A 13,363-nucleotide genomic window follows, 5' to 3' on the forward strand; every position below is an offset into this window, starting at 1 on the left:
GTATCACTGTGCACCGATTTTGACGTCGACGAAACTGTAGGGGGCGAACGGCCCCGTGTACCTGATCGTCAGGTCGTCGCGTTCGTCCTCGAGTCGGGCGACCGCGTCGTCGAACGCCTCGCGCTCGTCGCGCTCGACCAAATACGATCGGTTCAACACGAGCCGGTCGCTGAACAGATCGTTCGGAACCGACTGTTCGGCGACGGGCTCGAGGATCTCCTCCGCGTCCGCTTCGACCGCGTCCCGGTCGACCCGGTCGTCCTCGTCGCGGACGGCCTTCACGCCGAGTTCGATCCGGCCTTCGACGTCGTTCATCGCGCGCCTGAACGCCGGGCGCGCCCCGCGGAGGACGTTCTTCAGCGTCCGATCGCTCTCGAAGGCCATACCGAACTGCATCGGGACGACCGCTTCGCCCTCCTCGCGGTCCATCACCTCGCGGAGGACGTCGTCGTGGCGCTGTGCGTCCTCGTCGGTCTCTTCGGGATCGGTCGTGTCGATGTCGGAGACGACCGCGCCGAGTCGGCGATGCGAGACGGTGTACACCCGGTCCGCGCCGCCGACGGCGTCGGTTTCGAACTCGATCGTGCCGCCGCCGATGACGCCGTAGACGTACCGGTTGGTGGCGCTCATCGCCTCGTCACCTCGAGGGCATTGCGTTCGTCGAGCCGTTCGGCTCGCTCGAACCCGACCGACGTCCTCGGCGGTTTCTCGTTCGTTACGCCGGCGGCCTCGAACGACGATGGAGGTCGTGTGGATGTCATGGATACTCGGTGTTCGACTACCCGGGAACCCCTTCGACTCCACCAGGGAGCCTGCTCCGCGGATATTCGAGTAACTCGTGGCCACGAGTTCGATAGCTCGCGGTGTGACGGTGGTGCTTGCAGTCGCAGCGCCGGCTTCATGCGGCCGGGCCGACCGGAGGCGGCGTCAGGGCGACGTCTCGGAGGTCACGGTGGCCGTCCCCCGGCGGTTGCCGTAGACGACGCTGGTTCCCGCGAGGATAACCACGAGCGCGCCGACCACGACGTTCGACCAGAACAGCGGCTCCCGAGTCACCTCGAGGACGAACGGGACCGCGACGGTCACGAGTCCGAGCAGGATCACGATCGCCGGCGCGACGACGCCCGGAAGGGGGCCGCCCGCCGGCTCCGCCGCCGCGTACGCGGCGGCCGTGGCGATGCCGGCACCGAGGACGAGGTTGACGACGACGACGTAGCCCGTTCCGGTGAAAAAGACCCCCGACAGCAGGATCAGCGCACCGAGGCCGGCGGCGAGACCGGCCGCTCGCTCCGGGACGGGCGACGACCGTTCGCGTGTCGATCGATCGCTCATGCTCGAGCGTACGACGTCGAGTCGACTAAAGATGGTGCAGGCACGTCTCGATGGTTTACGGCGGGCTCTCGCATCCGGGATGCGAGAAGCGATTCGAACGGTGCGGCGCGTACGGCTCGAGTCGCTGTCCGTGCGATTCGCCCTCGTGATCCGAGACAACGCGCTCACGAGCGCCGTCGCACCCGCGGAGTCGGCTTGCAGTCGCAGCGCGTGCCGTGTTAGGGGACGGTCGTGAACGATCGTACGTCTCATGGCACAACCACAGCGCAGACCCGACTCCTCGAGTCTCGCGGAAGTACTCGACCGAATCCTCGATAAGGGCGTCGTCATCGACGTCTGGGCGCGAGTGTCGGTCGTCGGTATCGAACTGTTGACGATCGAAGCACGCGTCGTCGTCGCGTCGGTCGACACCTTCCTGCACTACGCGGAGGAGATCGCGAAAATTGAGCAAGCCACCGCAGAGGGCGACCTCGAAGAACTCGAAGAGCTCGAGGTCGAACCGCGCCCCGAATCGTCACCGAAGTCAGCCTCGGAGTAACTCCCACATGGCCGACGACGCCTCGCGAAAGCGCAAGGTCCGCGGTCGGAAGATCAGGAGCGACCGCTCTCGAAAGGAGGGTCGCCGTGCGAAAAAAGAACTCGCACGAAAAGCCTCGGACGCCGGCGAGCGAAACGGGGACGCCCCCCTCCAGGCTCCGGAGGAGGTGGTCCCCGAACCGTTCGTCGAAACGGACGCCGTCGCGTCGCTGTGCGATCGCATCGGCGGCTGGCTCGAGGCGGACCAGCCGGTCCACCTGATCGGTCCGACGGGCTGTGGCAAGACGGCGCTGGCGCTCTCGGCCGCAGCCCAGCGGGGCAGGCCCGTCGTCTGGCTCAACGGCGACGAGTCCGTCGACACCGCCGCGCTGGTCGGCGCTCACGCCGGCGGCGAGCGCTACGAGGAACACGACCGGTTCGTCAGCGGGGTGGACAAGAAGACGCAGATCGTGCGCGAACGCTGGGTCGACAACCCCCTCTCCGTCGCCGTCAGAGAGGGCGCGACGCTCGTCTACAACGAGTTCTCGCGCAGCGATCCCGCAGCGCACAACGTGTTGCTCTCGGTGTTCGAGGAGGGCGTCCTCGAGCGACCGGGAAAGCGCGGCGACGACCGAGCGATCGACGTCCACCCCGAGTTCCGGGCGATCGTCACGTCGAACGACGCCGAGTACGCGGGTGTCCACCGACAGCAGGACGCGCTGCTCGATCGATTCGTCGGCGTTCACGTCGGCTACTACGACGACGAAACCGAACGCGAGATCGTCCGCGCGCACGTGGATCTGTCCGACGAGTCCGTCGAGACGGTCGTCGAGACGACCCGCGCGTTACGCGAGAACCTCGAGTTCGTCGTCGGCACGCGCGCGGCCATCACGGCCGCGAAGGGGCTGGCGGTCTTCGACGGTAACGGCGACGACGGCCGCCTCGACGACGACCTCCTGACGGAGATCTTCACGGACGTCCTCTCGCCGAAGGTCGCCGACGAGGACCCCGACGGCGTGGCGGAACTGCGATCGACGATCGCAGAGGCGATCTGAGCAACGACAGACACCCAACTACGACCCAGAACCATGGCCGAAGCCGACACCAAACAATCGGCGGACCAGTGCAAGGCGCTCACCGAGGACGGCGAGCGCTGTTCGCGGCCGGCCCAAGACGGCGACTTCTGCTTCCAGCACGACGAGAGTGATCCAACCGTGAGCGAAAGCCAAACAGCCGACGAAGGCGAACAGGCGGACGAACAGCAGGCGGACGAACAACCGCGAAGCCGTGACCTCGGCGTCGACATGACCGCCGAGGAGAAGACCGACCCCGAATCGGTCGACGCGGACGTCGACACCGAACACGAGGGAATCGAAGGCGTCCTCGCGATCCGACGCACCGTCCAGTCGACCGCGACGGAACTCATCGGTCGGGAGTTCGACGCCGTCAGCGAGATCGTTCCCACCGACGACGGCTGGCGCGCGATCGTCGAGGTTGTCGAACGCCGGGCCGTTCCCGACACGCAGGACATCATCGGTCGGTACGAGATCGAACTCGACGAGGAGTCGACGATCCACGGCTACCGTCGACTCGACCGCTACCGCCGGGGCGACACGGCGGAGTTCGAGTAAGACGGCCAGGTCGCGCGCGAGGCGCTCTCGCCGTCCGGGACCGCGAGTTACATCTGGTCGCTCGCGTTCGCATCCGCTCGCACCGTCGGGAGTCGATGCAGTCTCTTTTTCGGTCGTACGGTCCGCCGTGAGGATTTGCCGTCACGACTGCCGCCGGCTCGAACGACGAGCCGGTGAGAACTCGAGCGAGGAGTCCGATACGTCCGAGTCACGAGATCGTGCGGGCGCGCTCGTAGACGGCTCCGCAGACGCATCCGACGGGAATCGTCAGCCACGCGGTGAGGACAGCCGCGAAGAAGCCGACGAGGACGACGAGTCCGGTAGCCTCGGTCAGGACGGTTCCGGTACCGGACGACCAGGCCAGGGGAATAGCGACCAGGAACACGAGGACCAGCGATCCCAGGTACGTCAACAGCGTGGCGAGCAGGCCGCCCACCAGGCCAGCGGCGGTGCCGGACGCCGGGAGGACGCGCCAGACGAGCGCGCTCGCGGCGAACGCGGTCGGCACGACGAACGGGAGCGCGACGAGCGCGCTCGCTCCCCAGAACGGGTGGACCAAGTCGGAGGTGACGCCGAGCGCCGGGAGCACGACCATCGCGACCGCGAACGCGAGGGCGAACCCCAGCGCCGCCGACGCGCCCGCGTACCCGGCACCGATCGTTCGCCGATCCGCACCGGGGAGGCGGCCGGGACCAAAGCGCTTGCACGCCGTCGCGAGGTCGTCCATCGACGGGGACGGAAGTGGACGCATGTATCTGTGTTCAACGAGTTGAAACATATAGGTTGGGTCGCACGCTCGAGGATCTCGCGCACCGACGAGACTCGAGTGACGTGCTTTAAAGGCGGTCGGGCCCGCACTCGGAGGTATGCCAGAGGAGGAACTCGCCGCCCGGGTCGCGGACGTGCTGTCGGTCGACGCCGAGGACTTCCGCGACCGCGCGATCGAGGACGCGGCGGTGATCAAAGCCGAGATCGATGCCGGAACCTTCGACAATCCGCAGGCGATCGTCGGCCTCGAGTACGAGTTCTACGCGATCAAAAACGACGACTGCAGCCTCCGCCGAGTGCCGCGTCGGCTACTCGAGCTCATCGGCTTCGAGAAGGAACTCGGCTTGCACAACGCCGAGATGACGACCAGTCCCCAGCCGTTGAACGCCGACGGGCTCGTCGCACAAGAGTCGGAAGTGAAAGCCCGGCTGCGGACGGCTCTCGACGTGACCCAGTCCGAACGAATGCGGCCGGTTAGCGACGCACTCTGGACGATCCCGCCCGAAGGTGAGGACGCGGGAACCTACCTGACCGACAGCATCGAGCGAACGGCCACCGGTCCGGACGGACGCGAGCGCTCGATCAGGGTCGCGACGAACATGAGCGACTCCGCCCGGTATCACGCGATGGCGAACACGGACCGTGCCGAGTCGGCGGGGATGTGCATTCGCGCGCCGAACGTCTCGCTCGAGGCGGATACGGTGATGCCCGAGAGCCTGATCACGTCGATTCAGCCTCACTACCAGGTTCCCCACGCGCTCGACCTCCCGCTGTATTTCAACTACGCGCTTCGCGTGGCGGGTCCGCTGCTCGCCCTCGGCGTGAACTCGCCGTTTTTTCCGCCGGATCTCTACGACGAGGACGCGACGGCCGACGAGGTCCTCGCGGACGGCTGGATGGAACACCGAATCAGCGTCTTCGAGACCGTCCTCAACGATCCGGCGACCGGCGAGGGGAAGGTCCGGTTTCCGCGCGACCTCTCGACGATCGAGGAGGCGGTCGATCGGGTCGCCACCGACGACACGATGGTTCCGATGCCGGTCGAGGCCGGCCGACGCTTCGACGATCGCTTTCCCCACTTCCGGCGCAAACACGGCACCTACTGGCGGTGGGTTCGTCCGGTCTTCGGCGGGCCGACGCGCTCGGCCGCGAACGCACGCATCGAGTTTCGCCCGATCCCCGCTCAGCCGACGGTCAGGGACTCGATCGCGTTTCTCGCGGCGTTCGCCGGGCTGATGGAGAGTCTGACCAGGCTCGAGCATCCGGTTCACGAACTCGACTGGGAGATCGCCCGCGAGAACTTCTACGCCGCGATGCGCGACGGCATCGAGGCCGATTTAACCTGGATCACCAACGACGGCAAGGAGACGACCGACCCCCTCGCGCTGTACGAGGACCTGCTCGCTCACGCCGAGGACGGGCTGGTCAATCGCGGCCTGACCGACGAGGACGCGGCCAAGTACCTGTACCCGCTTCGCCGACGAGTTCGCCAGGGGCTGACGCCGGCGCGCTGGAAGCGCGAACTCGTGGCGGACGAACTCGACGACGACGGCGATCTCGACCGGGCGATCGAGGCCATGCAGCGTCGGTACGTGAGCCGCCAGCGGGAGACGCTGCTCGAGGGCAGTTTCGCGGACTGGATCGGCGACTGACGATCGGCCCGATCTCGTCCGGCGGATCGTCGATCGAAACCGGCCGGCGCAAGCGATTAAGTACCCTGGGTCGACAACTGTAGCGTATGGTTACATTCCTCTCCGGAGGCACCGGAACACCGAAGCTGTTAGACGGTGCTGGCGCTGCGTTCTCACCGGAGGAGACCACGATCGTCGCCAACACGGGCGACGACGTCGAACTCGGCGGACTGTTCGTCTCGCCCGACGTCGACACGCTGTTGTTCCAGGGCGGTGGTGTCCTCGACCGAGAGACGTGGTGGGGAATCGAGGGGGACACGCACCGGACGAACGCGGCGCTGGCGGACATCGCCTCGGCCGCCGCCCTCTCCGACGGACCGCAGTACCTCCCGGAGGATCGTCAGACGGCGGGACGCGAACTGGCGAACTGGCGGCGGTTTTCGGGAATCGCCGAGTTCATGACGATCGGAGATCGCGACCGGGCCGTCCACATCACGCGGACGAGTCTGCTCGATCGGGGCAAATCGCTGAGCGAGGCGACCCAGCGGCTCGCCGGCGCGTTCGGCCTCGAGGTCGACCTCCTTCCGATGAGCGACGATCCGGTGGCGAGTCTCATCCACACCGACGAGGGGATGATGCACTTTCAGGAGTACTGGGTCGCCCGTCGGGGCGAGCCGACGGTCGACACCGTCGAGTTCCGAGGATCGTCGACCGCGGAACCGGCACCCGGAGTGCTCGAGGCGTTCGAGGATACGGTCGTCATCGGACCGTCGAACCCGGTGACGAGCATCGGACCGATGCTCTCGCTGCCGGGCGTTGCCGACGCGCTCGCCCAGACGACGGTCGTCGCGGTTTCGCCGTTTCTCGGCGACGAGACGTTCTCCGGACCGGCGAGCGACCTCATGGCGGCGGTCAACGCCGAACCGAGCACGCGCGGACTCGCGACCGCCTATCCCTTCGCGGACGCGTTCGTGATCGACGACGCCGACGGGACGGAGTTCGATCGGCCGACGATCCGGACGGATATCGCGATGGATACCCGCGAGGACGCGGCCCGGGTCGTCCGCGCAGTCGAGGAGGCGATCGACCTGGTGAGCTAGCGTGGTCGAGATCGATCCGCCGCTGGCGCTTGCGAGCCTGAGCGGAGAGTCCGACGCCGACTGGGCGACAGCCGGCGCTACCTACGCCGGAGCCGCGTTTCTGGGCGGCATCGCCGTCGACGAGGACTCGAGGGCGGCGGCGCGGAAACTCGTCGCCCGGGATCGAACCGAGTTCCTGCCCGACGATCCCGTCGCGTTCGTCGACCGGGAACTCGCCGCACTCGACGGCGTCCCCATTCAGTCGGCGGTCAACGTTCGAAGCGCGACCGTCGAGCCGATCGCCGACGTCGCGGGCGTCTGTCGCGACCGCGGGGCACTCCTCGAGATCAACGCCCACTGCCGCCAGGACGAACTGTGTGCGGTCGGCTGTGGCGAAACGCTGCTTCGAGACGCCGACCGACTCCGGACGTACGTCGAATCGGCCACGGAAACCGGCGTCACGGTCGGCGTGAAGGTTCGCGCCGAGGTACCCGGCGTCGACCTCCCATCGCTCGCTCGCGCCCTCGAGCGGGCCGGAGCGTCGTTCGTCCACGTCGACGCGATGGATACCGAATCGGTGATTCGGGACGTCGTCGACGCGACGGATCTCTACGTCATCGCCAACAACGGCGTTCGCGACGACGGGACCGTCCGAGAGTACGTCGAGTACGGAGCCGACGCCGTCAGCGTCGGTCGCCCGAGCGACTCCCCGGCAGTGCTCGAACGCGTTCGCGCGGCGGTCGACCGACGGTTCGGCCTCGAGACCCGACCGTAGTCCCCGCCGTCTCGGATCGTCTCCCACCCGGGACGTCACCGGAGCGTCTCTCTCGCGTTCGAGGAGGGACAACCAGAAAGGCATATCCAGCGGGCACCCCTGAGCACCGACATGAGCCTCGACGACCTCAACGAAGAGATTCAGGAATCGTACGCCGCCTTCGACGACGAACTCGCCGTCTCGCTCGACCGCGAGACGCGAAACGAACTCGCGCTCCTCGAGACCGCCCTCGAGCCCGATGAGACGGACGAACTCGTTCGCCGGGCGATCCACATGCTCTTTCAGACGACGGTCGACACCGGCAAACTCGACTTCCAGCTTCGAACCGGCTTCGACGTCACTTACGACGAGTACCTGTCGGGGATGACGTTCGACGAGATGACCGGCGCCGACCAGTATCCGTCGATGGACGACGAGCGGCGATACCAGTTCTGAGCAATCGTCGATCGAAGAGCCAACGCCGAGCGGAGGATCGAGCGCCGCGAAAACCGAACGGCTGGGGAGCGTGCGTCTAGTCGTCGATCGGCGGTGCGCTCGAGAGCGCTTCGTCGATGTCTGCCTCGGCCATCTTTTCGACGAGCGCGTCGATGACCTCCTCGCGTTTGCCCTTGATGAACTTGATCGAGCCGACGACGAGGTGACCGCCGCCGGAGACGCCGCCGCCGGAGACCTCCGCCTCGAGTTCCGAGACCATCTGCGGGATGTCGAGGCGGACGCCGTCGCTGCGGAGGACGGCGAAATCGGGCCCGTAGCCGACCGTGATGACGGGGTCGCCGGTCTCTTCGATCTTGCGGTCGTGGATCTCGCCGGTTGTTTTGCCGGGTGCGGGGTAGGTAAAGCGGTGGGCGTAGTTTTCGACGTCGATTCGATAGAGGTGTGCGCCGTTGTCGAGGTGTTCGTGCTCGAGATGGGCCATCGCGGCGTCGAGCTGTTCGTCGACCTCCTCGCGGGCGCGCTCGGCGAAGAACGAGACGAGTTCGCGGTGGCGCTGTTCGTCGTCGCTATCGACCTGAAGCAGGTCCTGGATGAGCCGGTCGCCGGAGTTGTACCGGAGCCAGAACGCCGCGTAGTCGAGAGCCTCGCTCAGGTCCTGCAGCCGCTCTTCGTCGTAGCCCTCTTCGGCGGCGAGCGCGAGGTAGTCGTCCATCGCGTCGGCTTTCGAGCGATCCGAGAGGCCAGCGACGGCCGGAATGTGTCGAAGTTCGTCCGTGAGATCCGGGTAGATCATCCGCGCGAGTTCGACACAGCACATCCCCGTCGTGATCCGGTAATCCTCGTCGTGGAGGTACGGATTGACGTGGGCGTCGAGCAGTTCTTCGACTGCGTCGGGATCGGGATGGTGGTGGTCGACGACCGCGATCGGGATGTCGTAGTGAGCGAGCGTCTCGTAGGCGGGGACGTCCTCGACCGTCGAGCCGTTGTCGAGCATGAGCAACAGCGGAAGCTGCTGGCCGTGTTTCTCGCGGTCCTCGAGCGCGAAGTTCAGGTCCCGCGTCGCGTCTTCCATCTCGTAAAACGGCGCTTTCGCGGGCAGACGTTTGATCAGGTGACGCGGTGCGTTCTCGTCCTGGTGGACCTCGGCGATGAACCGCTCGAGTGCGATCTGCACCGGGACGGCGGCGCACATCCCGTCGCCGTCCGCGTGGTGACGGACGCGGATGGGACGTCCCTCGAGTACGGTTCGCCGGAGCAACTTCGCGACCTCCCGGAGGTCCGGCCGGAGCTTCTCGAACGCCGGCCAGTCGATCAACGGTTCGACGTCGTGGGGTTCGGCGCGGGCGTCGAGTGCGGTGTCGATCCGTTCGCGCGCCTCCTCGGCGTCGTCACCCTCGAGTTTCGAGAGACCGTCGACTTCGACCTGGATCGATTCCTCGCGGTGTTCGGGCGTGCCGGTGATTCGGACGACGTCACCGACTTCGACCGAGGGATAGGCGCGAACGCCGGCCTCCTCGAACGCGGCACAGGGGACGACGCCGTACTCGTCGGCGACGTGAAAGATCGTCGGGCCGCCGGTCTGTTTGACCTGGACGACCTCGCCCTCGAGGTGGATCTGCTCGCCGACGCTGGCCTCGAGGCGGTCAGTGCCCGTTAGCGCGTAGTCGTGTGCGACGGATTCGAGCGTGTACTCCTCGACGTCGACGGGCTCGAACGCCATGTCGCCGTTGTCTCGGACGGTGTCGAGTTCGACGACGAGTTCCTCGCCCACTCGGTAGGTGCCCTCGAGAACCGATTCGTGGATCAGGCCGGAGACGGACTCGGAGAGATCGACGAAAACACCGTAGTCGACGATACCGTTGATTTCAGCGAGATACGGGCGGTTGCGTTCGACGTCCTCTGCGGTACAGTCGGAATCGAGATCGTAAACGACGGAATCCCCGTCGCTGGCGTCGGGTTCCCCGACGGACTCACGTGTCATCTTCGTTTTTCGTTTGGGACGGTCGCGTATAACCCTTGCCAAGACGTGATGTGTTCCCGTCACGACGAGGACGGACCGCACGTCGAGGGTTCGAGCCGGATCGCGTTCGCCGGCCCGCCGTAGCGAGTCGACGCGGATCGCGTTCGGTCACCGCCGAGTCGCGGGCGTCCTACCAGGTGTCAGCGCTGGCGCTTCCCGCGGCCGGCGTCGGCGGGTCCCGTAGAGGATACACGCTCGCCCGAACGGGAGACACCGCTTCCGGAACGTTTAGCAACCGCAAGCCCGGAAGGGGTGGTATGGGGCTGCTCGACGCGCTGTTTCGCTCGAACGAGATTCTCGGCATCGCCGAGGAGACCCTCGAGTTCGCCATCGAGTCCTCGGAGGCCAGCCACCCGGCGGAGTACATGGGATTTCTCCGGGGGACCGAAGCGCGACGACTGGGACTCGAGCGCGACGGACTCGTCATCACCGACGTGCTGGTGGTGCCGGGAACCGAATCCAACAGCGTCAGCGCGACCGTCAGAACGAGCCAGATTCCGAACGACGTGAAGGCGCTCGGAAGCGTCCACTCGCACCCGAACGGCGTCATCAGTCCGAGCGACGCGGACCTCGAGACGTTCGGCCGGGGGAGCGTTCACATCATCATCGGCGCGCCGTACCGACGAACCGACTGGAAGGCCTTCGACTCGCAGGGTCGGCCGACCTCGCTGAACGTGCTCGACGTCGAGCTACCCGACACCGAGGACTTCTTCGATTTCACGCAGGCGGACATCGACGAGGAACTGCGAGGATGAAGGCGACTATGCGAGGTGGATACGCGTGACGCGAACGGTGATCGCCCAGGGGACGTTCGACATTCTCCACCCCGGACACGTCCACTACCTCGAGGAGGCCGCGGCGATGGGCGACGAACTGATCGTCATCGTCGCTCGCTCGTCGAACGTCGACCACAAGCAGACGCCGATCTGTCCCGCCACGCAACGTCGCGACGTGGTCGGCGCGCTCGAGGCGGTCGACGAGGCCATCCTCGGCCACGAAACGGACATCTTCGTCCCGATCGAGGAGATCGAACCCGACGTGATCGCGCTCGGTCACGACCAGCACCACGACGAGGCGGCGATCGCGGCCGAACTCGAGCGCCGCGGGATCGACTGCGAACTCGAGCGCGCGAGCGCCAGCGATTCCGCCGGCGACGAGGAGTTGCTCTCGACCCGCCTCATCGTCGATCGAATCCTCGAACGGCGGGGTTGACCGTCGAACGTCGACCGCCCAGTTCTCAGTCGGTCCGACTCCGGGCCCGCAACTGACGTCGAAACCCGACGTAGGAGGAGGTAATAATTACCGACAGCTGGGTCGAATTCGACGGTCCGACACCGGTTGACGAACCGAGTCGGTCGATCTCGAATCGCCGCTCCAAAACCGGCACGAAGTATTGCCGCGATCTGGCTCAAGTGCCAAATTTGCCACGGAGACGGACTGAAACCCGCAAACTTTTGAATCCGCAGTCCGGAGTTCGCCAACATGGAGTTTGACCCGACCCGCAGGAAGTTTCTGGCAGGTAGTGCGTCAGCCGGCGTCGTCGCAGTCGCCGGCTGTGCCGGTGGGGACGAGGAACCGCCGGAAGAAGATGGGGACGACGACCCCGCCGAGGGTGACGACGATCCGGTCGACGACGAACCGGCGGACGACGACGACGAACCCGAGGAAGAAGACGAGGTGGGACGGTACGAAATCTGGGCGCTCGATCAGGGGCTCGACAACATCCACCTCTACGAACCCGGCGACGGTGACGACGAGTTCGACCACACCGACACGATCGATCTGAACGAACTCGAGGGCGTGCCGGACGAAGGCGTCGTCCCGCACATGATCGACTACAGCTCGGACTACGAGTACGCCGCCGTCGCCTGTACGGCCGGCGCGCGAACGCTCGTCTTCCGGACCGAGGACCACGAACTCGTCGGCAACATCGAAACCGGACCGAGTTCGCACTTCGCCGGGTTCTCGCCCGACGACGAGTACATCCACGTCGACGTCATCGGGGACCGAAAGATCGTCCGCGTCGACGCCGACCTCGAGGCAGAGGAGTTCGAGATCGACGACTACATCGATCTCAACGAAAACGACGCGATCCTCGACGCCGGCATCGAGTCCGGATCGCCGATCTGCCATCAGTACGCCCAGGACGGGCGCTCGCTGCACACGATCGGCCCGAGCTACCACGACGGCGCGCTCGTGATCGTCGACCACGACGACTTCTCCGTCGACAGGGCCTACTCCGGCGACGAGCTGCCGACCAACTGTGGCACCATGCCCCACCCGACCGAGGAGAAGTTCTACCTCACCGCGGGCCTCCCGTCCGACCCCGAGGAAGACGTCGACGGCGTCGGCGACTACTACGTCTACGACACGGCCGAAGACGAGATCGTCGTCGACGGCGAGTCCACCGAAGGTATCGATGCGCACGGCTTCTGGTTCACCCCCGACGGCGAGGAGCTGTGGGTGCTCAACCGAGAGACGAACGACGGGATCGTCCTCGACCCCGAGGACGATACCGAGATCGACGAGATCGACGCCTACGGCGAGAACACGAGCGACGACCCCTCGGAGCGTGACGCACCCGACATCATGTGGTCGTCCCCCGACGGCCAGTATATGTTCGTCACGCTCCGCGGTCCCGCCCCGCAGTCCGGCGATCCCCACGCGGCGACCGGCGTGACGCCGGGCTTTTCCGTGCTCGACACCGAGACGCGCGATATCGTCGACGTCGTCGAGCCTGACCCGATCGACGACTACGACGAGGACGACATCGACGCCGAGGAAGTGCCCGACTTCCACGGCATCGGCGTCCGACCGATCGACGACTTCGACACGGAGATTCCCAACTCGCCGCCGTTCTAACGGGACGGCCGGCCAACCGACGTTTTTCCGGCGACGGCGACTCGAGTTGCCGCGTCTCCGACGGTTATACCACGGAGGCACGCCGTCGTTCGTGGCCCTTCTGTTCGCGATTGCCTCGCTGATCTCCGGCCTCGTTACCATCGGTCTCGGCGCTGGTGCGATCGTCGTCCACTGGTGGCCCGGACGTCGCGACGAACCGTCCGATCCGGGTCCGGGGGACGTCACCGTCGGCTCAGCGGTGGGCGGGCTAGTGGCGTTCCAAGCCCGCACAGATGAGCGAACCCAAGCGGTGTGGTCCGATTTCGCTTATCAGT

Annotated in this window: 15 protein-coding genes; 10 read left to right on the plus strand and 5 right to left on the minus strand. The window is 66.3% G+C overall.

Going from position 1 to position 13,363, the window contains the following annotated elements; genetic code table 11:
- Positions 1–3: 3 nt before the first annotated feature.
- From EA472_RS17240 to EA472_RS17245, 3 genes are all read right to left on the minus strand, one after another.
- The gene (locus EA472_RS17240; RefSeq protein WP_124192753.1) at positions 4–630 is read right to left on the minus strand and encodes a GvpL/GvpF family gas vesicle protein; all 627 of its coding nucleotides are present in this window, start codon (positions 628–630) and stop codon (positions 4–6) included.
- Complete coding sequence (locus EA472_RS23260; protein WP_279387185.1) at positions 627–761, minus strand: hypothetical protein; 135 nt, start codon at positions 759–761, stop codon at positions 627–629. The genes EA472_RS17240 and EA472_RS23260 overlap by 4 nt, the downstream gene beginning before the upstream one ends.
- 166 nt (positions 762–927) lie before the next feature.
- On the minus strand, positions 928–1,332 hold the full coding sequence (locus EA472_RS17245) for an SPW repeat domain-containing protein (RefSeq protein WP_124192754.1): 405 nt from the start codon (positions 1,330–1,332) through the stop codon (positions 928–930).
- A 250-nt stretch (positions 1,333–1,582) separates the two neighbouring features.
- Between EA472_RS17245 and gvpA the strand changes: the two genes are divergently transcribed.
- The 3 genes from gvpA to gvpO are packed head-to-tail and all read left to right on the plus strand — an operon-like array spanning position 1,583 to position 3,479.
- Entirely contained in the window at positions 1,583–1,870 is a 288-nt protein-coding gene (gene gvpA, locus EA472_RS17250) for a gas vesicle protein GvpA (RefSeq protein ID WP_124192755.1), read from the plus strand.
- 7 nt (positions 1,871–1,877) lie between these two features.
- Positions 1,878–2,903 carry a gas vesicle protein GvpN gene (gene gvpN / locus EA472_RS17255; RefSeq protein WP_124192756.1) on the plus strand — a complete coding sequence of 342 codons (1,026 nt, stop codon included), beginning with the start codon at positions 1,878–1,880 and terminating at the stop codon, positions 2,901–2,903.
- 33 nt (positions 2,904–2,936) lie between these two features.
- Positions 2,937–3,479 carry a gas vesicle protein GvpO, halophile-type gene (gvpO, locus tag EA472_RS23265; protein ID WP_124192757.1) on the plus strand — a complete coding sequence of 181 codons (543 nt, stop codon included), beginning with the start codon at positions 2,937–2,939 and terminating at the stop codon, positions 3,477–3,479.
- Between the two features lie 208 nt (positions 3,480–3,687).
- On the opposite strand, the gene EA472_RS17265 is transcribed toward gvpO, so the two are convergent.
- Positions 3,688–4,230 carry a hypothetical protein gene (locus EA472_RS17265; RefSeq protein WP_124192758.1) on the minus strand — a complete coding sequence of 181 codons (543 nt, stop codon included), beginning with the start codon at positions 4,228–4,230 and terminating at the stop codon, positions 3,688–3,690.
- 115 nt (positions 4,231–4,345) lie between these two features.
- Between EA472_RS17265 and EA472_RS17270 the strand changes: the two genes are divergently transcribed.
- The 4 genes from EA472_RS17270 (at position 4,346) to EA472_RS17285 (ending at position 8,167) form a co-directional block, all read left to right on the plus strand.
- Positions 4,346–5,899: a hypothetical protein gene (locus tag EA472_RS17270; protein ID WP_124192759.1), complete on the plus strand. Its 1,554-nt coding sequence runs from the start codon at positions 4,346–4,348 to the stop codon at positions 5,897–5,899.
- 86 nt (positions 5,900–5,985) lie between these two features.
- Positions 5,986–6,978, plus strand: a complete 993-nt coding sequence (gene cofD, locus EA472_RS17275; RefSeq protein WP_124192760.1) for a 2-phospho-L-lactate transferase — start codon at positions 5,986–5,988, stop codon at positions 6,976–6,978.
- 1 nt (position 6,979) lies between these two features.
- On the plus strand, positions 6,980–7,732 hold the full coding sequence (locus EA472_RS17280; protein WP_207891177.1) for a tRNA-dihydrouridine synthase: 753 nt from the start codon (positions 6,980–6,982) through the stop codon (positions 7,730–7,732).
- Positions 7,733–7,843: 111 nt separating this feature from the next.
- Positions 7,844–8,167: a hypothetical protein gene (locus EA472_RS17285; protein ID WP_124192761.1), complete on the plus strand. Its 324-nt coding sequence runs from the start codon at positions 7,844–7,846 to the stop codon at positions 8,165–8,167.
- A gap of 76 nt (positions 8,168–8,243) precedes the next feature.
- Here EA472_RS17285 and EA472_RS17290 read toward each other — a convergent pair whose 3' ends face one another.
- Positions 8,244–10,148, minus strand: coding sequence for a DHH family phosphoesterase (locus tag EA472_RS17290; protein ID WP_124192762.1), 1,905 nt, complete (start codon positions 10,146–10,148; stop codon positions 8,244–8,246).
- Between the two features lie 296 nt (positions 10,149–10,444).
- On the opposite strand from EA472_RS17290, the gene EA472_RS17295 reads away from it, so the two are divergent.
- From EA472_RS17295 to EA472_RS17305, 3 genes are all read left to right on the plus strand, one after another.
- Positions 10,445–10,942: a Mov34/MPN/PAD-1 family protein gene (locus EA472_RS17295; protein ID WP_124192763.1), complete on the plus strand. Its 498-nt coding sequence runs from the start codon at positions 10,445–10,447 to the stop codon at positions 10,940–10,942.
- Between the two features lie 25 nt (positions 10,943–10,967).
- Positions 10,968–11,399 (plus strand): adenylyltransferase/cytidyltransferase family protein, encoded by a 432-nt coding sequence (locus tag EA472_RS17300; RefSeq protein WP_124192764.1) that lies wholly within the window; start codon positions 10,968–10,970, stop codon positions 11,397–11,399.
- 270 nt (positions 11,400–11,669) lie between these two features.
- On the plus strand, positions 11,670–13,049 hold the full coding sequence (locus EA472_RS17305; RefSeq protein WP_124192765.1) for a YncE family protein: 1,380 nt from the start codon (positions 11,670–11,672) through the stop codon (positions 13,047–13,049).
- The last annotated feature ends 314 nt before the right edge of the window (positions 13,050–13,363 follow it).

It is taken from the genome of Natrarchaeobius oligotrophus (assembly GCF_003841465.1).
In the GTDB taxonomy this organism is placed as follows: Archaea; Halobacteriota; Halobacteria; order Halobacteriales; family Natrialbaceae; genus Natrarchaeobius; species Natrarchaeobius oligotrophus.